Here is an 18,680-nt window from a genome sequence, read left to right as displayed (position 1 = left end):
CCATCCCGCCAGTTCGGCGGGGGACAAGAACACTACGGAAATACCTGAGGAGTAGCCATCATGGCTGAAAAAGGTGCAATCATCGAACTCATCGCCCTGCTGCGCCTGGACAAGCAGAAGGAAGTGGCCGAAACCCTCGACGGCATGCCCGTACAGGACATCGCCGAGGCCATGGGGCAGCTTGATGTTGACGAGCAAGCCCGGCTACTGCGCATCCTTCCGGAAGAACGGCAGACCGACACCTTCTCATACCTCGGCAAAGGGCAGCAGCGCGACCTGCTCGAAGCTCTGTCAACCGGTGAATCGCGGCGAATCCTGCACGAGCTGCTGCCCGATGACCGGACCGCGTTCCTTGAGAGCCTGTCCAAGGAAGAGCTCGAGAACCAGCTCAAGCTGCTCGCTCCCGAGGATCTCAAGCAGTCGCTGAAACTCCTGGGCTATCCAGAGGAATCGATCGGTCGACTGATGACCCCACGCTTCGTGTCGATCCGGCCGGACTGGACGGTGGCACGCTCACTTGACCATATCCGTCACGAGGCCGACCGCGGCGAGACGGTGAACTTCGTGTTCGTGACCGATGAACGCGGCCACCTGGTTGATGCCATTCGCCTCAAAGAACTGATTCTGGCTCGGCAGGATGCGAAGGTCGAAAAACTGATGGACGGCGAGTTTTACTCGGTTCAGGCCTCTGCCGACCGCGAGGAAGCCGTGCAGGTCATCCAGCACTACGACATCAATACCCTGGCAGTCACCGACCGCAACGGCGTGATGCTGGGCATTGTCACCGTCGACGACATCATGGACGTGGCCGAGGCGGAGATCACCGAGGACTTCCATAAGATCGGTGGTGCCGGCGCACTCAACATCTCTCTGAAAGACGCCAGCCCTTCACTGCTCTACCGCAAGCGCGTCGGCTGGCTACTGATCCTGGTCTTCATGAATCTGTTCGGCGGGGAGGCCATCGCGCACTTCGAGGAAACCATCGAGGCGGTGATTGTTCTCGTGTTCTTCCTGCCTCTGATCGTGGACTCCGGGGGTAATGCCGGCTCGCAGTCGGCCACCCTGATGGTGCGCGCCCTGGCCACCGGCGATGTTCATCTGCGCGACTGGTTCAGGCTATGGGCCAAGGAGTTCGGCGTGGCCGTCGCCCTGGGTGTGAGCATGGGCCTGGCCGTCTCGCTGATCGGCTTCTACCGGGGCGGCTACGAAATTGCCCTGGTCACCTCACTGGCCATGGTCTGCGTGGTGACGTTCGGCTCGATGGTGGGCATGCTGCTGCCGTTCCTGCTGACCCGCTTCAAGCTCGACCCGGCCACAGCGAGTGCGCCCCTGATCACATCGATCGCGGATATCGGCGGCATCATCATCTACTTCTCGATTGCGACGGTAGTGCTCAGCGACGTCCTGGCGGCCGCGGCCTGACCGGGAATCCGGTGTCATGAAAAAACGGCCGGTCGTCATCACACGACCGGCCGTTTACTTTTCCGGATCCGGCCACCGCATCGGCTGCCGGCAGCCCGCAACACAGAGAGGTTCTACTGGCGCGACCAGCGATAAAAGCGCATCGGCGGTACGTTGAGCAGCTCCAGCTCGACTTCCGGGTCGCCCAGGATGGGGCGCCCCATGCGACCGACATGACCGCGAAACTGGTAGGCCACGAATCGCCCGCCGGGTGTCAGGCTGTCGCGCACGGCTTCGAGCACGGCATTGCCGACCTCGCGCGGCATGGTCGAGAAGGGAATGCCGGAAATCACCACGTCGGGTGCCGGCAGATCATACGATTTCAGAATATCCGGCAGGTCGGCCGCGCTGCCGGTATGCGGCAGCAGGCGCGGGTCACCAATACTCTCAAGGATGCTGGAAAACTGTGGATCGAGCTCGATGGTCAGCAATTTCGCGTCCGGTCGCATCGCATCGAGAATAGCCCGGGTGGTCCCGCCGGTCCCCGGGCCCAGCTCGACCACCGTGATGGCGTCGGCCAGCCCGGAAACATTGACAATCCGTCGCTCCAGGAAGCGTGAACTGGGAATGATGGAGCCGACCTGCTCCGGGCTTCTGAGAAAGCCACGAAAAAAATCGAGGCCGCGTGTCCCGCGTCGCGCACTGCCCTTGCCCGTCTCTTCCAACTGATGCTCCTTGGAATTCCTGCTCCGAATCGTCTCGTGACATTCTATCAGCCGGGGCCTTTACCCGAAACCAATTCGGGGTTATCCTTGCGCGCCTTGATGACAGGGGCATGAAGGCGCGCAAGTGCCGCCCGGGTCGAAAGGGACAAACAAACCGCCAGCGTTTGGCGGCTACAATACGGTTTAGACGGAGAGGTGGCCGAGTGGCTGAAGGCTCTCCCTTGGCTCAAGGGAGTATACGGCTTATACCCGTATCGAGGGTTCGAACCGAGCCGCAGGCGAGCTCGCTGAAGTGCGAAGCACTTCAGTCCGAAGGACAAGCCCGCTGAAAGCGGGCGCAGCAATCCCTCCCTCTCGCGGCGCGCAAGTGCCGCCCGGGTCGAAAGGGACAAACAAACCGCCAGCGTTTGGCGGCTACAATACGGTTTAGACGGAGAGGTGGCCGAGTGGCTGAAGGCGCTCCCTTGGCTCAAGGGAGTATACGGCTTATACCCGTATCGAGGGTTCGAACCGAGCCGCAGGCGAGCTCGCTGAAGTGCGAAGCACTTCAGTCCGAAGGACAAGCCCGCTGAAAGCGGGCGCAGCAATCCCTCCCTCTCGCGGCGCGCAAGTGCCGCCCGGGTCGAAAGGGACAAACAAACCGCCAGCGTTTGGCGGCTACAATACGGTTTAGACGGAGAGGTGGCCGAGTGGCTGAAGGCGCTCCCCTGCTAAGGGAGTATACGGCTTATACCCGTATCGAGGGTTCGAATCCCTCCCTCTCCGCCATCATTAAAAGACCCGCCCTCGTGGCGGGTTTTTTAATGATCGTGGTGAGGGGGATCACGGATGAGAACCCCGGTTCGAACCGAACCGCGCGTAGCGCGGTGAGCTCGCTGAAGTGCGCAGCACTTCAGCCCGAAGGGCAAGCCCGCCTTAGCGGGCGCAGCAATCCCTCCCTCTCCGCCATCATTGAAAAGCCCCGCTTCAAGCGGGGTTTTTTCTTTCCCGCATCCCCCCATTTTCTAGCCCCCCGCCCACGATTTCGGTATGCTTGAGCGAAAAGGTCTTTTCGCTCACCAGGAGCCGTATAGATGAAGCCGACCGAGACCGGCGACAGTGAGTACTTCCACCGCGTGGTGGACTGCCAGTGGGCCTGCCCCGCCCACACCGACATTCCCGAATACATCCGCCTGATCGCACAGGGGCGTTTCACCGACGCCTACATGGTCAATCGCGAATCCAATATCTTCCCGGGCATTCTCGGCCGGGTCTGTGATCGTCCCTGCGAACCGGCCTGTCGGCGCGGGCGCGTGGATGAAAAGCCGGTCGCCATCTGCCGGCTCAAGCGTGTGGCGGCCGACCACAAGGAAGATATCCGCTCGCGCCTGCCGACCATCCCGGAGAAGAAGAACGGCAAGCGCATCGCCCTGATCGGGGCCGGTTGCGCCAGCCTGGCCGTGTGCAACGATCTCATGCCCCTGGGGTACGAGTGCACCATATTCGAGCGGCTGGACGTGCCCGGCGGCCTGATGCGCTACAACATTCCGGCTTTCCGCCTGCCGGCGGAAGTGCTCGACGAGGAAATCGGCTACATCGTCGACATGGGCGTGGACCTGCGTCTGAACTCACCCGTCGACAGCATGAAGGCGCTGCTGGCGGAGGGATACGATGCGGTCTTTGTCGGCTCTGGCGCACCGAAGGGCAAGGAACTGAACCTGCCCGGCCGCGAAGAAGGTGATGCCAACATCCACATCGGCATCGAATGGCTTGAGTCGGTGGCGTTCGGCCACACAAAAGAAATCGGCCGGAAGGTGCTGATCATCGGCGTGGGCAACACGGCCATGGACTGCTGCCGCACCAGCCTGCGCGTGGGCGCGAACGACGTCAAGGTCATGGCGCGCAAGCCACGCCAGTTCTTCAAGGCATCCGACTGGGAGCTGGAGGATGCCGAGGAAGAGCAGGTCGAGATCATGATCAACCACTCGCCCAAGGAATTCGTGGTCGAAAATGGACAGCTGAAAGGCATGCGCTTCGAGGTGATGGAGTACGACATCGAGGACGGGCACATCACTGACAGTCGGGTGGTCGAGGAAACCTTCATCGAAGCCGACGATGTCATTCTTGCCATTGGCCAAGAAACGGCATTTCCCTGGATCGAGCGCGACATCGGCATCGAGTTCAACGAGTGGGACGAACCGGTGGTCGATCGCGAGACCTATCAGTCCACCCTGCCCGGCGTGTTTTTCGGCGGTGATGCCGCCTTCGGCCCGGAGAACATCATCTGGGCCGTGGAGCACGGTCACCAGGCCGCTATCTCGATTCACAACTACGTGCATGACAAGCCGGTGACCGAACGCCTGCCGCGCACGGTCAAGCTGTCGACTCGCAAGATGGGCATTCACGAGTGGAGCTACTCCAACGACTTCGAACCGGCTGCCCGGCGCCAGATGGAGCACGTGCCGCTGACCGAGCGCTTCCGCCAAATCGATACCGAAGTCGAGCTGGGCTTTACCTCCGAGCAGACCGCCTGCGAGGTGGAGCGTTGCCTCAATTGCGACATCCAGACCGTGTTCTTCGACAAGCTGTGCATCGAATGCGATGCCTGTATCGACATCTGTCCAACCCAGTGCCTGACCATCACGCCCGGAGCCGACGACGAAGACAACCTGCGGCAGAAGCTGACGGCCCCGGCGGACAACACCGAGCAGCCGATCTTTATCTCCGAGCAGCTCGAGCAGACCGGTCGCCTGATGGTCAAGGACGAGAACGTCTGCCTGCATTGTGGATTGTGCGCCGAACGTTGCCCGACGGCGGCCTGGGATATGCAGAAATCCTTTGTCGACATCCCCTATGCCCGCGATCACGACGTCATGCCATGCCGCCAGCAGAAAACAGGCTGATGTTCGTGAACACAACCGTTTGCACTACCCGATACTCCAGAGGAAGAGATCATCATCGTGCCCGGAGCTGATTCAACCCCCCACCACATCAACGACTTCGTCATCAAGATCGGCACTGTCAACGGCACCGGTTCGGCCTCGGCCAACACCCTGCTGATGAAGGCCCTGTTTCGCATGGGCATCCCGGTGACCGGCAAGAACCTGTTTCCATCCAACATCCAGGGATTGCCCACCTGGTACGAGATCCGTGCCAATCATTCCGGATACAACGCTCGTACCGGACGCGTTGACATGATGGTGGCCATGAATGCCCAGACCTACCAGCAGGACCTGGCCGAGGTCAGCCCGGGCGGCTACCTGATCTATGACTCAAGCTGGCCGCGCGACGGGCAACTGGCACGCGAGGATGTGCACCTGATCGGCATTCCGCTGGCCGACATGGTCAATCGCCACTTCGCCCCGGCCCGCGTGCGCATCCTGATGAAGAACATCGCCTATGTCGGCGCCCTGTGTGCACTGATGGATATTGACGGCGATGTGGTCCGCGGGCTCATCGAAGAAACCTTTGCCGCCAAGAAGAAGCTCATCGAACCCAATATGCAGGCCATTGCCCTGGGCCATGACTACGCGCGCGAGCACTTCGAGTGCCCGCTGCCGGTCAGGGCCGAAGCGATGAACGGCACCAACGATCACATTCTGATTGACGGCAACCAGGCCGCGGCCCTGGGCTGCCTCTACGCCGGGGCCACCGTGGGCGCATGGTATCCGATCACGCCCTCGACCTCGCTGATGGATGCCTTCGAATCGCTATGCAAGCGTTACCGGACCGATCCGGACAGCGGAGAAAAACGCTATTGCGTCATCCAGGCCGAGGACGAACTGGCTGCCGCCGGCATGGTCGTCGGCGCCAGCTGGGCAGGGGCCCGGGCCTTCACGCCGACATCCGGACCCGGCATTTCGCTGATGGGCGAGTTCATCGGTTTTGCCTACTACACCGAGATACCGGCGGTGTTTTTCGACGTGCAGCGTGTCGGCCCCTCGACCGGCATGCCCACGCGCACCCAGCAATGCGACCTGATGGCCACGGCCTACTGCTCGCACGGCGATACCCGCCACCCGGTGCTGCTACCGGCCGATCCACGCGAGTGCTTTGAATTGTCGGTCGCCGCCTTCGACCTGGCCGACCAACTGCAAACCCCGGTATTCGTGCTCTCGGACCTGGATATCGGTATGAACGACTGGATGGTCCCGAAACTGACCTGGGACGACGACTACCGCCCCGAGCGCGGCAAGATCCTCAGTGCCGAGGAGCTCGAGGAACTGGAAGCCTTCCATCGCTTCGATGATGTCGACGGCGACGGCATACCCTACCGAACCCTGCCCGGTTCTCATCGCAAGGGGGCTTACTTCGTGCGCGGCTCGGGCCATAACCGGCTGGGCGGCTATACCGAGGACGCCAGCGAGTACCAGGAGGTGGTCGACCGCCTGCTGACCAAGTGGGAAACCGCGCGCGGCATGGTACCGGCCCCGGTCAGCATCGACAGTGGACATCACACGGATATCGGCATCATCGCCTACGGTTCTTCGCACGGCGCCGTGGTCGAGGCGCTGGATCAGCTGGCCGGGAATGGCATCCACGCCAACTATCTCCGCTTGCGGGCGTTTCCCTTCAGCGACGAGGTCCACGAGTTTCTCGACAACCACGCCACGGTGTTCGTGGTTGAACAGAATCGTGACGGACAGATGCGCTCCCTGCTGAAACTGGAAACGGATGTCGATCCCGGGAAACTGGTGTCCATCCTGCACTACAACGGGCTGCCCATCCCGTCCGATGCCGTCAGCAAGCGCATACGAAACCATATTCGCAAGGAGGCCGTGGCATGAGCTTCATCAGGAAGCCGAAAGTTGAGTGGGCCGGTCAGCGACGCAACCCGCTGGGCCTGACGATACGCGACTACGAAGGGGGCATGTCGACACTGTGTGCCGGCTGCGGTCACGACTCGGTCACTGCCGCACTGGTGCAGGCCTTCTGGGAGCTGTCCATCAAGCCCGAGCAGGTCATCAAGATGTCGGGCATCGGCTGTTCGTCCAAAACTCCGGCCTATTTCCTCAGTGGCGCCCACGGCTTCAACTCCGTGCACGGGCGCATGCCCTCGGTGGCCACCGGTGCGCTGGCGGCGCACCGCGATCTGATTGCCGTGGGCATATCCGGCGATGGCGACTCGCTGTCGATCGGCATGGGACAGTTTGCCCATGCCGTTCGCCGCAACCTCAACCTGCTCTACATCATCGAAAACAATGGTGTCTACGGACTGACCAAGGGGCAGTTTTCGGCCTCGGCCGATCCCGGCAGCAAGAGCAAGGCCGGCATCGAGAACCGCCAGCAGGCCATCGACCCGGTGGCCGCGGCCATTTCGCTGGGGGGCAGCTTTGCCGCCCGCAGTTTTTCCGGCGACAAGCAGCAACTGGTGCCGTTGATCAAGGCCGGCCTGGCACATCCCGGCTGCGCGGTGCTCGATGTCATCAGCCCCTGCGTGACCTTCAACGATCACGAGGGCTCGACCAAGAGCTATGCCTGGACACGCGAAAACCACGAGTCGGTTACTAGCGCCGACCTGGTCGAGCCCGCCGAGGCCATTGAGGCCAACTACGAGGAAGGCGAAGAGCTGCCGGTGAGGCTGCACGATGACTCGGTCATCCGCTTCCGCAAGCTGGAAGCCGACTACGACCCGGGCGACCGGGCGCATGCGCTGGAGTACCTGGAAAGGCATCGCGCCGAAGGCAAGGTCGTCACCGGCCTGCTCTACCTGGATCAGGACCTGCCCGAGTTTCATCAGCTCTCCGGCACGGCGCGGCAACCACTGCGCGATACCGGCTTCGAGCACCTCAATCCTGGAGCCGACGCGCTGGAGACGCTGCAGGAAAAAATGAGATAGTGCGGCGGGTGACTGCTCGCGGCACACGCAAGTACCCCTTCACCCGACTACCGCTGGGACGCCCATGGTGCGAGGCCATCGAACTGCCTGACGGACGTCGCTTCATACTGCGTCCCATGCAGCCGTCCGATGCCCCGATGCTGCGACGCAGCTTCCTGCGCCTGACCCCGGATGAGGTACGCATGCGCTTCATGCACCCGATCAAGGAACTGACCCCGCAGTATGCCTCGAGACTGGCCAGCATCGATCATGAACACGAATTCGCCCTGGTCTTGGTCGAGGCCCGCTCGCCGGAAGAAGCCCTGATCGGGGCGGTGGTCCGGGTGGCCATGGACGCGGACGGCCGACAGGCCGAGTTCGCCATCATCGTTGGCGGCGAACTCAAACGCCAGCGCCTGGGCCGCTACCTGTTGACCCGAGCCATTGAATGGGCGAGAAAGAAGGGCATCAAGGTCCTCTACGGCCTGGTGCTGGAAGACAACGAGCCCATGCTGTCACTGGCCAGGTCACTGGGTTTCTCCCGTCATCGCTCGCACGACAACAGCGGCGTGGTCGAGGTCCGCAAACTGCTACAGTGAAAGCGGAAAACCCTGGCCCTGGGCCAGGCCTTCCAGGCGGGCCAGTTCCAGCTCCTGGTCACGCAGGCGGTCGCGCAGAACCGCGAGACGCTCCCGCGTTTCGGCAATCGCTTCGCGGTCTCGCGGCCGTTCTTCACGCAACTGGGCAAGCTGGTCCTCGGCGCGCCGGATCTCGTCAACACTCCGATCAACACGACTGCGGGCCTGGTACACCGCCTGGCCGGTGTCGTAACCGTCCAGAAACTCGGGTTCCAGCTCACCGGGGCAAATCGAATCATAGCGCTGGCCGTTGATCCCCTGGCGGAAGCCGTTGTTGCGCGTGCAGAACCAGACGATGCCGGTATCCCAGCCGTGCGTCCAGGCCTCGCGGTCGGCCGGATAACCGGCTTCCGCGCAATCGTCGGCACGTCGCGCAAAGTAACTCATGCCCTGCCCCGCGCGGGCATCCATCTCGCCGATCCGCTCCCAGTCGGCCACGGCACATTCCTCGGGCGACATGGTCGCGCACCCCGAAAGAACCAGGATTGCCACCACACTCCCTTTTGCAGCCCATTGCCTGATCATCATCACACCCTCCCAGGTCGCTTTCAGTTTTCCGGATACAGACCGGCCAGGTCCAGTATGAAGGCATACTCGGCCGCTGTCTGTTCCAAACGTCGAAAACGTCCGGACGCGCCACCGTGCCCGGCCGACATATTGGTATGCAGCAGCAACGGGTTGTCATCGGTCTTGTAGGCGCGCAGCTTCGCAACCCACTTGGCCGGCTCCCAGTACTGTACCTGGGAGTCCCACAGGCCGGTGGTGACCAGCATGGCCGGGTAGTCCTGCTCGCGCACGTTGTCGTAGGGCGAATACGACAGCATGTACTCATAGTATTCCGGGTCGACCGGATTGCCCCACTCGTCGAACTCATTGGTGGTCAGGGGAATGGACTCGTCGAGCATGGTGGTAACCACGTCGACAAACGGGACGTGGGCCACCACGCCGCGGTAATGCTCGGGCGCCATGTTGACCACCGCACCCATCAGCAAGCCACCGGCCGAACCGCCCATGGCAAATACGCGGTCGCCATCGACCAGCTCCTCGTCGACAAGGTGCTCTGTTACATCAATAAAGTCCGTGAAGGTATTGATCTTGTTAAGCATTCTTCCGTCGTCGTACCACCGGCGACCCATCTCCTGCCCGCCACGGACATGGGCAATGGCAAACACGAAGCCACGATCGACCAGGCTCAGACGGCCGGTGGCGAAACTGGGGTCGCTGCTGTGTCCGTAGGATCCGTAAGCGTACTGGTACAGCGGGGCCGTCCCGTCCAGCGGAGTATCGCGGTGGTGGAGAATGGACACCGGGATGCGCGTTCCATCACGCGCCTCCACCCACTCCCGACGGGTGAGGTAATGGTCGGAATCGAAATCGCCGGGCACCTTGTCACGCTTGAGCAATTCACGGTCTCCGCTGGCCACATCCAGCTCCCAGGTCGAGTTGGGGGTGGTCATCGAGGTATAGACATAGCGCAGAGCCGCGGCCCCCTGATCCGGGTTGGCCGCCAGAAAGGCGGCATAGGCGGGCTCGTCAAACTCCAGCACTTCCGACTCACTCGACTCCCAGTCATGAATGCGAATGCGGCGCAGTCCTCCGGAGCGCTCACCCACGGCCAGAAATCCTTCCATGGCATCGAATTCGTGAATGAAGACGTCTTCGTCGTGGGCAATGACATCTTCCCAGGCATCGCGATCGTCATGCTCGTCGAGGGCCACCCGCATGATGCGGAAGTTGGGTGCCTGGTGGTTGGTACGGATGATCCAGTGATCGCCCAGATGATCTGCCGCGTACTCGTGTCCACGCTCGCGCGGATAGAACAGCTCGAAATCCGCCTCGGTGTCGGCGGCCTCCACCACGTGCATCTCGCTGGCCACCGTGGAGCGCAGATAGATGAAGTTGAATGCATTCGACTTGGTGCGCGAGACATAGGTGTAGAAGGCCGTATCGTCTTCCTGGTAGACCAGCTCACCGGCACCGCCACCACCGACCCGGTAGCGTCGCACGCGCCAGGAACGCAGCGTTTCGGGTTCGTTTTCCACGTAATACAGCACATCGTTGTCGGCCGACCACGACAGGCTGGACACGCCGGTAGTGCCGGTATCGATGACCTCGCCAGTGTCGAACTCCTTGATCATCAAGCGATGCTGACGACGGCCGACGGTATCTTCCAGCCAGGCGAAGCGCTGCCCGTCCATGCTCACGTCCCAGCCGCCAACCTGGTAGAAATCCTCGCTCTCCGCCTTTTCATTGACGTTGAGCAGGATCTCCTCCTCGGCATCCAGATCGCCCTTGCGGCGGGCGTATATCGGGTACTCATGCCCCTTCTCGAAGCGGGTGTAGTACCAGTAGCCACGGTCATACCAGGGCACGGTGGAATCGTCTTCGGCGATGCGCCCGCGGAGTTCTTCGGACAAGTCCTTGCGCAAGTCCGACAGATGGGCCTGCATGGCCTTTTCGTAAGCGTTTTCGGCTTCCAGGTAGGCCAGGATATCGGCATCGGCACGCTCGTCATCACGCAGCCAGTACCACGGATCGACCCGCTCGCCGGCCGGTGCCTCGACCACGTGGTCCCGGCGCTCGGCCACGGGCGGTCGCGGGTATTCGTCGATGGCTTCGGGCTCGGTAGTGGTCATGGTCTCGGTCTGGTTCCGGTCACAGGCTGCCAGGCTCACGATGGCCAGCAGGAGTAGTAGCAGGGTCTTTTTCATGTGGATTCATGCAGTAGCCAAGAGGGTGCGCCAACGGCGCGAGACGAGTCTACACCGATTCCCGACGACCGGCATGGCCAAACAATTCAGCGAGCTATTCGAGCAGACGTTCGCGGGTCTCGGCATCCAGCCCACGCGCCATCAGGCCGCGCTGTCGTCGATACCGCAGTTGTTCTTCTCGAAGACCCGGTCGGCCCGGTAGCTGGAACGCACCAGTGGCCCCGAAACCACCTCGAGGAATCCCTTTTCCAGACCGATCTCGCGCAATTCGCGAAACTCGTCCGGTGTCACGTAGCGTTCGACCGGCAAGTGGTTGATGGTCGGGCGCAGGTATTGCCCGAAAGTCACGATATCCACGCCGATGGTGCGCAGATCGTCCATGGTTTCGATCACTTCCTCGGTGGTCTCGCCCAGGCCCAGCATCAGGCTGGTCTTGGTCAACACTCCGGGACGGTACTGCTTGGCGTGCTCGAGCACCTTGAGGGTCTGCTCGTAACCCGCTCGCGGGTCGCGCACGGGATGCGTGAGACGACGAACGGTCTCGACGTTCTGGGCAAACACTTCCAGGCCGGAATCGACCACGGTCTCGACATCATGCAGGCGGCCCTGGAAGTCCGGCGTCAGCGCCTCGACCGCCGTTTGCGGGTTGACCTTCTTGATCTCGCGGATGCAGGCGGCGTAGTGGCCTGCGCCACCATCGTCGAGGTCATCACGATCGACCGAGGTCAGCACCACGTATTTCAGGTCCATGATGCGCACCGATTCGGCCGAATTGGCCGGCTCTTCAGGATCCAGCCAGCCACGCGGATTGCCGGTATCAACCGAGCAGAAGCGACAAGCGCGGGTACAGACATCGCCCATCAGCATGATGGTGGCCACACCATTGGTCCAGCATTCGCCGATGTTCGGGCACTTGGACTCCTGGCAGACCGTGGCCAGCCGATGCTTGTTGACGTTGTCACGCACCTGCTCGTACTTGCCGCCCTGCGGCAGGCGTGCCCTTAGCCACTTGGGCTTGCGTCCGATCGGCGCCGGCTCGGCGCCGGCCCTGGCCTTGATGCCATCACGAATGGCTGTAAAGCCCTGCGGCTTGAGAACTTTCTCGCCGCTCTTCACGGCGATGGGAATGCGTCTGGCTTCGCTCACTTGCTCGAGACTCCGGACATTGGCGATTCTTCGACCTGTCATTATCCCATTGTTCGATCACCGGCGTGAGAAAACCCGCTCCATCGACCGGCCAGCCCGGTGGCAGGTGCGTCATTCCTGGCGACAGTCCCATCTGGCGACGACGCTGGCGACTCAGTTCATCGATCGTCAAGGTGGTCATTGCTGTACCTCCTCCAGGTCCTGCCTGGGACCCAGAAACAGCAGCGCAACCAGCAACAGGGACACGGCCGAGCGCACCAGTGTCTCGAAGCCGTCCATCCCGTCTTCCGATGGACTCTTAAGAGCCTGTCCGGGCGTCGCGAAATCACCGGAAGAGTCGTGAACCGAAGCCGTCGCCGGCGATTGCAGCGCAAACTCCGGTATGCCCAGGGCCATATCGGCACTCCTGGCCGGCACGGCCCATGTGTTGACGCTAACCGATCCCAGAATCATCAGCAGAATGATGACCGCACAGCTTTTCATTTCAGTGACTCCTATACGTTGTTGTGTTGGGTGTCATTGAAACGGTCCGGCCGGGCATCACGCCGTCACGACGATGGCAATTCGGGGAGAGGATGTGGCAAACTTGTGGCAGCCCGTTCCTGCCTGTTTCCATCCAGCCACTTTCATGACCGCGCGCGTCATTGCCATCGTCGAGGATGAAGCCACGCTTCGCGACAACTACCGCGAGGCGCTGGAACGCTATGGATTCACCACGCGCGGATATGCTGATCGCCCGCAGGCCGAGGAAGCCTTTGCCGGCCCCCTGCCCGACCTGGTGATCATCGACATAGGCCTGGGCGACGAACCGGAAGGCGGGTTCGAGCTCTGCCGCCAGTTGCGATCGCGCTCGAAGACGCTGCCGATCATCTTTCTGACCGCCCGAGACTCCGACCTGGATGCCGTCTCCGGCCTGCGCCTGGGTGCCGATGACTACCTGACCAAGGACATCTCCACCCAGCACCTGCTGGCCCGCATCGTGGCCCTGTTCCGACGAATCGATGCGGCCGATGACGACAGTCGGCGCCCCCAGATCATTCGGCACGGCGCGCTGGAGCTCGACGGCGAGGCCCTGCGTGCGAGCTGGAACGGGCAAGCGGTCCCGCTGACCGTGACCGAGTTCTGGATGGTCTACGCGCTGGCCTCGCGCAGCGGACACGTGCGCAGCCGCGGCCAGTTGATGGAGGCGGCCAGCCTGGTCGTCGACGACACCACCGTTACCTCCCACATCAAGCGAATACGGCGCAAGTTCCAGGCCCTGGACGGTCAGTTCGAGGCACTCGAAACCGTTCACGGCGCCGGCTATCGCTGGACTTCATGAAACTGCGCGGACAGCTGATGCTGGTCACGGCGCTGGTTGTCGTGATTCCCATCGCCGGCTGGCAGTTCGTCAAGACCCTGGAGCAGTCACTCCGACAGGCCCATGAACAGGCCCTGCTCGACAATGCCACGGCCATGGCACGACGCCTGGCCAGCGAGCCCGAGCAGCCCTGGAGCGACCCGGACGACGGGCTTTACGTGCATCCACTGGATCACCCCATTCATCTCGATGGCCACGGCGCCGAATGGGAGCGCTGGCTGGACCAGGCACGCCCCCTGGCCACGGATGCGGCAGGGCCCGAAGCCCGGCTGCTCCTGGCTGCTCGCCCCCGTGGCCGCCTGCACCTGCTGCTGACAGTCGATGGCACGACACTGGTACTGGCCGATCCCGATCAGGGACCGGGGGATCGGGTCGAGATCGTGATCGGCCAGGGCGCCGAAGAGTACAATCTGACCCTGGCACCACTGGCACCGGGGTGGGTGGAGGCCAGCGATGCCGATAGCGGCTTCAGCGTGCAGGGCAACTGGCAACCGCGAAGCCGCGGATGGACGCTGGAGCTGGAAGTCGCGAATCCGGTTCAACCGGACCGGCTGGGGCTGGTCGTGCATGATGTCGACGACCCCATCGAACGCCGGGTGCGGTCGAAGGCCGGCACATTCGGCACCCTGCCCCTGATCCGTTCCAGCGAGACACTGGACTCGCGCCTGGAACGGCTGCTGCCCGACAACACTCGCGCCTGGGCCACCACCGCCAGCGGTTGGGTGCTGGGTTACCACGATGCCCTGACCCGTTCGGGCAACACCACCCAAGCGGCACCGGTACTGTTCGAACGGCTGCTGGGCGATCGGCTGCCCGAGCGTCCGTCCGTCGGCGCGCACAGCGCCCGCCTGAAACTGGCCGGCGAGCCCGACGAGACCCAGGTGGAATGGATGAGCACCAACCGTGGCGCCAGTGTTGTCGTCATGGCGCGAGCCCCGGTCATGGCCGAGGGCGAATTGCTGGGACAGGTGGTACTGGAACGTCGTGCCGACGAGCTGCTGGTCCTGGCCAATCAGGCAGTGCTCAGGCTGTTCGGCAGCAGCCTTGTCGGGCTTCTTCTCATCGCGGCCCTGCTGGTCGGTTTTGCCGTCGTGCTTTCCGAGCGCATTCGTCGCCTGCGCAACCGGGCCGAGACTGCCGTACTGCCCGACGGGCGGGTACGCGCACCCATGGACCCACCGGGCAGCAATGACGAGATCGGCGACCTGGGCCGAAGCCTTTCAGGGCTGATCGAACGCCAGTTCAGCCACCAGAACTACCTGCGGACCCTGGCCGACAAGCTGGCCCACGAACTGCGCACCCCGCTGGCGGCCATACGCTCCTCGCTCGACAACCTGTCGCAGGTCGACAGCCCGGTCGAACGCGAACGCTACCGGGCACGTGCCGAACAGGGTTGCCGCCGTCTGGGCGCCATTCTGCAGTCCATGAGTCAGGCCAGCCGCATCGAGGAAGCACTGGCCACCGAAGGGTTCGAAATCCTGGACCTTTCACATCTGCTCAAGGATTACCGGGAAGGTTGCGAAATGACCTATCCCGATCGCCAGTTCGTCCTCGACAACAGCTCTGCACGGGCAGTCAGCGTCAACGGCTCCCCTGATCTCCTCACCCAGATGCTCGACAAGCTGGTCGACAACGCGGTCGACTTCTCCCGGCCCGGCGACCGCATCCGCATCGGCCTGACCGAGAAGCGACGCAAGGTCATCGTTCAGATCGACAACCCGGGGCCACGCATTCCCGATCACGTGGCCGACCGGATCTTCGATTCCATGGTCTCGGCCCGCGGCGGCGAGAAGCCGGGTGTACACCTGGGGTTGGGACTCTACGTGGCCCGCCTGATCGTGCAGCACCACGGCGGCAGCATCCGCGCCCTGGCGTTGCCAGACGGCACCCGGTTCGAGCTGACACTGCCCACCGTGGCGGACTGAACAGTGTCCCGGGCTACTCAGGGCCCGTGGCGGTACCGTCGGTACATGATATTGACGCGCCGAACGTACTCGCGGGTTTCGGAATAAGGGGGGACGCCGTTGTGGCGGCGCACCGCGTTCTCGCCGGCATTGTAGGCGGCAACCGCACGGGTGAGATCACCATCGAATTCATCGAGCAGCCAGGCCAGGTAGGCAGTGCCCGCCGTGATGTTGTCGACCGGATCAAAAGGATCCCTGACGCCAAAACGACGCTGAGTGCCCGGCATCAACTGCATCAGCCCCTGGGCCCCGGCGCTGGAGACCGCGTCGGCCTGGAACCAGGACTCGACATGCATCACGGCACGGATCAGGGCCTTGTCGACACCGAAGGCATCGGATACGGCCCGGACCTCATCGGCAAACTGACCGTTCTTCAGTGGCGTGCGATCCCAGTCCACGCCGGTCCGGCAGGTCCCGAAACAGCCCAGATTCTCCACCTGGTAGCGCGATGAATCGGGTTTGCGGTCGGTATATACGGTGATGCCATTCTCATCGACATAGGTATAGACCTGGGCCTGCACGATCGACGTGGCCGCCAGCATGACACCCGCCACCAGGACGAATGAAAGGAAAGAAAGGCTAATCCGGCAAGCCACCGTCAACTCAGAACCCTCCAGTCACCGACAGGCCGCCATCGGCGGTCAGCACCTGCCCCGACAGCCAGCGCGAATCCGGACCGACCAGGAACGCGATCACGCCGGCAATGTCTTCCGGCTCGGCCAGTCGACGCAGCGGCGTGGTCTTCTCGAAGTACTTCACCGTGCGCTCGTCATCCAGCAAGGCCTGGGCGAAATCCGTCTTGACCAGCCCCGGGGCAACCGCATTGACCCGAATGCCATGCGGGCCGAGCTCCAGGGCCAGGTTGCGCACCAACTGGTTCTCGGCGGCTTTGGACATGCCATAGACGCCAATGGCCTGGTTGCCGAAACTACCGGCGATCGACGACACCAGTGCGATCGAACCGTTGTCGGAGCGGGCCAAGTGCGGTCGGGCCAGGTGGGCCAGCCGCATGGCACTGAACACGTTGTTGCGCATAATCACATCGAAAGCGTCGCGGTCGACCTGGTCGGAGGGTCCATAGACCGGATTGCTGGCCGCATTGAGCACTAGCCCGTCAAGCCGACCGTAACGGTCCACCGCGGCCTCGACCAGCGCCGCAAGCTGGTCCTCGCGCCCGATGTGGCAGGCCTGGGCCATGGCTTCTCCCCCCTGGGCACGAATCTCTTCGGCAACCGCCTCGCAACTGTCCTGGTTGCGACTGGAGATGACCACGGCATATCCACGCCCGGCCAGCAGGGTGGCTGCCGAACGGCCGATGCCACGGCTCGAACCAGTAATGACTACAACCTGCCTGTCTGTCACTTGAACTCCCCAATTGATTTCGCGCAGTCGGTCATGCCAGCGTCACCAGGTCATCGGCAGCGAGATGATCGGTACAGTTGATCACGTCAGCCTGCCAGTTCCCGACGCCTGGATACAACTGACTGACAGACGCATTGTACATTGACACGGCCAGCTGGCGCTGAAAGCCCAGTCCCCGGCCGGTCAGCTCGGCCACCAGCGTACTGATGACGCCGGCCGAACTGACCACCACCACCGATCGTCCCGCCATCAACTCCTGCTGCCAGTCATCCACCGGAGAGAGCACCCGCTCGCGGAAAACCGGCCAGGGATCCAGCGCGTCGTCTTCGAAGTCTCCGCTCTGCCAGGCATCCAGCACCTCGGGAAACCATTCAAGCAAGCGCGGCAGATGAGTTTGCGGATCGGCCAGCAGCGTATTGGCCGGACGCCGTATGCCGAGCCGATCCGCGCGCTCTATCGCCACACGCACCAGCCGGTAGGTGCTGAACTCGTCAAGCGCGGGCAGCACCCGGGCCGACCCGGCCACCGGTAAACCATCCACGGTCTGGCGGTGACGACGGTGGGTGCCGGACCACAGTGGAGGTCGGGATTCCAGGATCGACGCCAAGCGCTGACCGGTCAGCATCGCCTGGCGTTGACCCAGCGGCGAGAGTCGGTCATAGTCCTGCTCTCCCAGGCTGGCCTGTCCATGGCGAACCAGGATCAGGCTGGGTACAACCGGACTCACGGCCCCTTCCCGGGCCCGGCAAACATTTCAACCGAGAATCTGTACATGACCCTGGAATCCTTGCTGATCTTTCTGCTCGTTGGCGGCATCGCCGGCTGGGTGGCCGGCATTCTCGTCCGTGGTCGCGGCCACGGCATCGTCACCAACATCGTAGTCGGCGTCATCGGCGCGTTCATTGGTGGCTTCCTGTTTACCGAGCTGGGCATCACCACCGGTGGGCTGCTCGGCAGCCTGATCATGGCGACCGTGGGCGCCATCATCCTGCTACTGATTCTGAGGGCCCTGAAAAAGGCCACCTGAGCATCTGTCAGCGGCGCTCAGATCGCGCAGCTGCCCCCGCGCCGGGCCAGGTACTGCTGGTGGTAGTCCTCGGCCGGCCAGAAAGTGGCCGCCGGCTCGATCGAGGTGGCAATCGGGCTGCCAAAGCGGCCGGCACTGTCCAGCTCGTCGCGCACTTCCCGGGCCGTGCGTTCCTGGTCGGGATCATGGGTGAAGATCACTGAACGATACTGCCGGCCCACGTCCGGCCCCTGACGGTTGACCTGGGTCGGATCGTGCAGTTCGAAAAAGGCCCGCACCAGCGCCTCGTAGCTGATCCCGGACGGATCGAAACGCACCTCACAGACCTCGGCGTGACCGGTGCGATCGGTGCAGACCTGCTCGTATGTCGGATTCTCAACGCTTCCCCCCATGTAGCCGACACGGGCATCAACCACGCCGTCAAGCTCGCGAAACCGCATTTCAACGCCCCAGAAGCATCCGGCGCCAAAGGTTGCCTTGTCAGTCATCAGCTCTTGTTCCTGCCCAAATTGGCCACAGGGCGCAATGATAGCCCACTGAAGGTCAATT

The 18,680-nt window shown here is 62.8% G+C and carries 17 protein-coding genes and 2 tRNA genes; 10 read left to right on the top strand and 9 right to left on the bottom strand.

Translation table 11 applies throughout. From position 1 onward, the window contains the following. The first annotated feature begins 60 nt into the window (after positions 1–60). Positions 61–1,422, top strand: a complete 1,362-nt coding sequence (mgtE, locus tag IC757_RS07030; RefSeq protein ID WP_190976632.1) for a magnesium transporter — start codon at positions 61–63, stop codon at positions 1,420–1,422. A 113-nt stretch (positions 1,423–1,535) separates the two neighbouring features. Here the strand turns inward: mgtE and IC757_RS07025 are convergent, their stop codons facing one another. Continuing rightward, complete coding sequence (locus IC757_RS07025; RefSeq protein ID WP_190976631.1) at positions 1,536–2,126, bottom strand: class I SAM-dependent methyltransferase; 591 nt, start codon at positions 2,124–2,126, stop codon at positions 1,536–1,538. A 438-nt stretch (positions 2,127–2,564) separates the two neighbouring features. On the opposite strand from IC757_RS07025, the gene IC757_RS07020 reads away from it, so the two are divergent. The 6 genes from IC757_RS07020 (at position 2,565) to IC757_RS06995 (ending at position 8,522) form a co-directional block, all read left to right on the top strand. Further along, positions 2,565–2,647, top strand: a tRNA-Ala gene (locus IC757_RS07020). Between the two features lie 154 nt (positions 2,648–2,801). After that, positions 2,802–2,894: transfer RNA gene (locus IC757_RS07015), tRNA-Ser, on the top strand. Between the two features lie 305 nt (positions 2,895–3,199). Continuing rightward, positions 3,200–5,008, top strand: a complete 1,809-nt coding sequence (locus IC757_RS07010) for an FAD-dependent oxidoreductase (protein ID WP_190976630.1) — start codon at positions 3,200–3,202, stop codon at positions 5,006–5,008. 57 nt (positions 5,009–5,065) lie between these two features. Continuing rightward, the gene (locus IC757_RS07005) at positions 5,066–6,892 is read left to right on the top strand and encodes a 2-oxoacid:acceptor oxidoreductase subunit alpha (protein WP_190976629.1); all 1,827 of its coding nucleotides are present in this window, start codon (positions 5,066–5,068) and stop codon (positions 6,890–6,892) included. Beyond that, complete coding sequence (locus tag IC757_RS07000; RefSeq protein ID WP_190976628.1) at positions 6,889–7,944, top strand: 2-oxoacid:ferredoxin oxidoreductase subunit beta; 1,056 nt, start codon at positions 6,889–6,891, stop codon at positions 7,942–7,944. Before IC757_RS07005 ends, IC757_RS07000 begins: the two co-directional genes overlap by 4 nt. A gap of 8 nt (positions 7,945–7,952) precedes the next feature. Beyond that, positions 7,953–8,522, top strand: coding sequence for a GNAT family N-acetyltransferase (locus IC757_RS06995; protein WP_190976627.1), 570 nt, complete (start codon positions 7,953–7,955; stop codon positions 8,520–8,522). On the opposite strand, the gene IC757_RS06990 is transcribed toward IC757_RS06995, so the two are convergent. The 4 genes from IC757_RS06990 to IC757_RS06975 all read right to left on the bottom strand — a co-directional run bounded on the left by IC757_RS06990 (position 8,514) and on the right by IC757_RS06975 (position 12,901). Beyond that, positions 8,514–9,020, bottom strand: a complete 507-nt coding sequence (locus tag IC757_RS06990) for a DUF2799 domain-containing protein (protein WP_190976626.1) — start codon at positions 9,018–9,020, stop codon at positions 8,514–8,516. The genes IC757_RS06995 and IC757_RS06990 overlap by 9 nt on opposite strands. Positions 9,021–9,109: 89 nt before the next feature. Next, positions 9,110–11,272 (bottom strand): S9 family peptidase, encoded by a 2,163-nt coding sequence (locus IC757_RS06985; protein WP_190976625.1) that lies wholly within the window; start codon positions 11,270–11,272, stop codon positions 9,110–9,112. A 141-nt stretch (positions 11,273–11,413) separates the two neighbouring features. Continuing rightward, complete coding sequence (gene lipA, locus IC757_RS06980) at positions 11,414–12,418, bottom strand: lipoyl synthase (protein ID WP_223846291.1); 1,005 nt, start codon at positions 12,416–12,418, stop codon at positions 11,414–11,416. 177 nt (positions 12,419–12,595) lie between these two features. Continuing rightward, entirely contained in the window at positions 12,596–12,901 is a 306-nt protein-coding gene (locus IC757_RS06975; RefSeq protein WP_190976623.1) for a hypothetical protein, read from the bottom strand. 145 nt (positions 12,902–13,046) lie between these two features. Between IC757_RS06975 and pdsR the strand changes: the two genes are divergently transcribed. Together pdsR and IC757_RS06965 are read left to right on the top strand one after the other, a co-directional pair. After that, the gene (pdsR, locus tag IC757_RS06970; protein WP_190976622.1) at positions 13,047–13,739 is read left to right on the top strand and encodes a proteobacterial dedicated sortase system response regulator; all 693 of its coding nucleotides are present in this window, start codon (positions 13,047–13,049) and stop codon (positions 13,737–13,739) included. Next, on the top strand, positions 13,736–15,703 hold the full coding sequence (locus tag IC757_RS06965) for an ATP-binding protein (protein ID WP_190976621.1): 1,968 nt from the start codon (positions 13,736–13,738) through the stop codon (positions 15,701–15,703). The genes pdsR and IC757_RS06965 overlap by 4 nt, the downstream gene beginning before the upstream one ends. Positions 15,704–15,720: 17 nt before the next feature. On the opposite strand, the gene IC757_RS06960 is transcribed toward IC757_RS06965, so the two are convergent. The 3 genes from IC757_RS06960 to IC757_RS06950 form a co-directional block, all read right to left on the bottom strand. After that, entirely contained in the window at positions 15,721–16,284 is a 564-nt protein-coding gene (locus IC757_RS06960; protein WP_190976620.1) for a lytic transglycosylase domain-containing protein, read from the bottom strand. Positions 16,285–16,345: 61 nt separating this feature from the next. Then, complete coding sequence (locus IC757_RS06955) at positions 16,346–17,104, bottom strand: SDR family NAD(P)-dependent oxidoreductase (protein WP_223846290.1); 759 nt, start codon at positions 17,102–17,104, stop codon at positions 16,346–16,348. Positions 17,105–17,135: 31 nt separating this feature from the next. Then, positions 17,136–17,831, bottom strand: coding sequence for a histidine phosphatase family protein (locus IC757_RS06950; RefSeq protein ID WP_190976619.1), 696 nt, complete (start codon positions 17,829–17,831; stop codon positions 17,136–17,138). A 45-nt stretch (positions 17,832–17,876) separates the two neighbouring features. Between IC757_RS06950 and IC757_RS06945 the strand changes: the two genes are divergently transcribed. After that, the gene (locus IC757_RS06945) at positions 17,877–18,131 is read left to right on the top strand and encodes a GlsB/YeaQ/YmgE family stress response membrane protein (RefSeq protein WP_190976618.1); all 255 of its coding nucleotides are present in this window, start codon (positions 17,877–17,879) and stop codon (positions 18,129–18,131) included. A gap of 17 nt (positions 18,132–18,148) precedes the next feature. Here IC757_RS06945 and msrA read toward each other — a convergent pair whose 3' ends face one another. Next, complete coding sequence (msrA, locus tag IC757_RS06940) at positions 18,149–18,619, bottom strand: peptide-methionine (S)-S-oxide reductase MsrA (protein ID WP_190976617.1); 471 nt, start codon at positions 18,617–18,619, stop codon at positions 18,149–18,151. Positions 18,620–18,680 lie beyond the last annotated feature (61 nt).

The sequence above is a fragment of the Wenzhouxiangella sp. AB-CW3 genome (assembly GCF_014725735.1).
Classification (GTDB): Bacteria; Pseudomonadota; Gammaproteobacteria; order Xanthomonadales; family Wenzhouxiangellaceae; genus Wenzhouxiangella.
Note: the sequence above shows the minus strand (reverse complement) of the source record. Positions and strands in the feature narration are given on the sequence as shown.

Coding starts and splice junctions, on each gene's coding strand:
- mgtE (WP_190976632.1), top strand. CDS start 61: ATGGCTGAAAAAGGTGCAATCATCGAACTCATCGCCCTGCTGCGCCTG.
- IC757_RS07010 (WP_190976630.1), top strand. CDS start 3,200: ATGAAGCCGACCGAGACCGGCGACAGTGAGTACTTCCACCGCGTGGTG.
- IC757_RS07000 (WP_190976628.1), top strand. CDS start 6,889: ATGAGCTTCATCAGGAAGCCGAAAGTTGAGTGGGCCGGTCAGCGACGC.
- IC757_RS06990 (WP_190976626.1), bottom strand. CDS start 9,020: ATGTCGCCCGAGGAATGTGCCGTGGCCGACTGGGAGCGGATCGGCGAG.
- IC757_RS06985 (WP_190976625.1), bottom strand. CDS start 11,272: ATGAAAAAGACCCTGCTACTACTCCTGCTGGCCATCGTGAGCCTGGCA.
- IC757_RS06975 (WP_190976623.1), bottom strand. CDS start 12,901: ATGAAAAGCTGTGCGGTCATCATTCTGCTGATGATTCTGGGATCGGTT.
- pdsR (WP_190976622.1), top strand. CDS start 13,047: ATGACCGCGCGCGTCATTGCCATCGTCGAGGATGAAGCCACGCTTCGC.
- IC757_RS06965 (WP_190976621.1), top strand. CDS start 13,736: ATGAAACTGCGCGGACAGCTGATGCTGGTCACGGCGCTGGTTGTCGTG.
- IC757_RS06960 (WP_190976620.1), bottom strand. CDS start 16,284: ATGCTGGCGGCCACGTCGATCGTGCAGGCCCAGGTCTATACCTATGTC.
- IC757_RS06945 (WP_190976618.1), top strand. CDS start 17,877: ATGACCCTGGAATCCTTGCTGATCTTTCTGCTCGTTGGCGGCATCGCC.
- msrA (WP_190976617.1), bottom strand. CDS start 18,619: ATGACTGACAAGGCAACCTTTGGCGCCGGATGCTTCTGGGGCGTTGAA.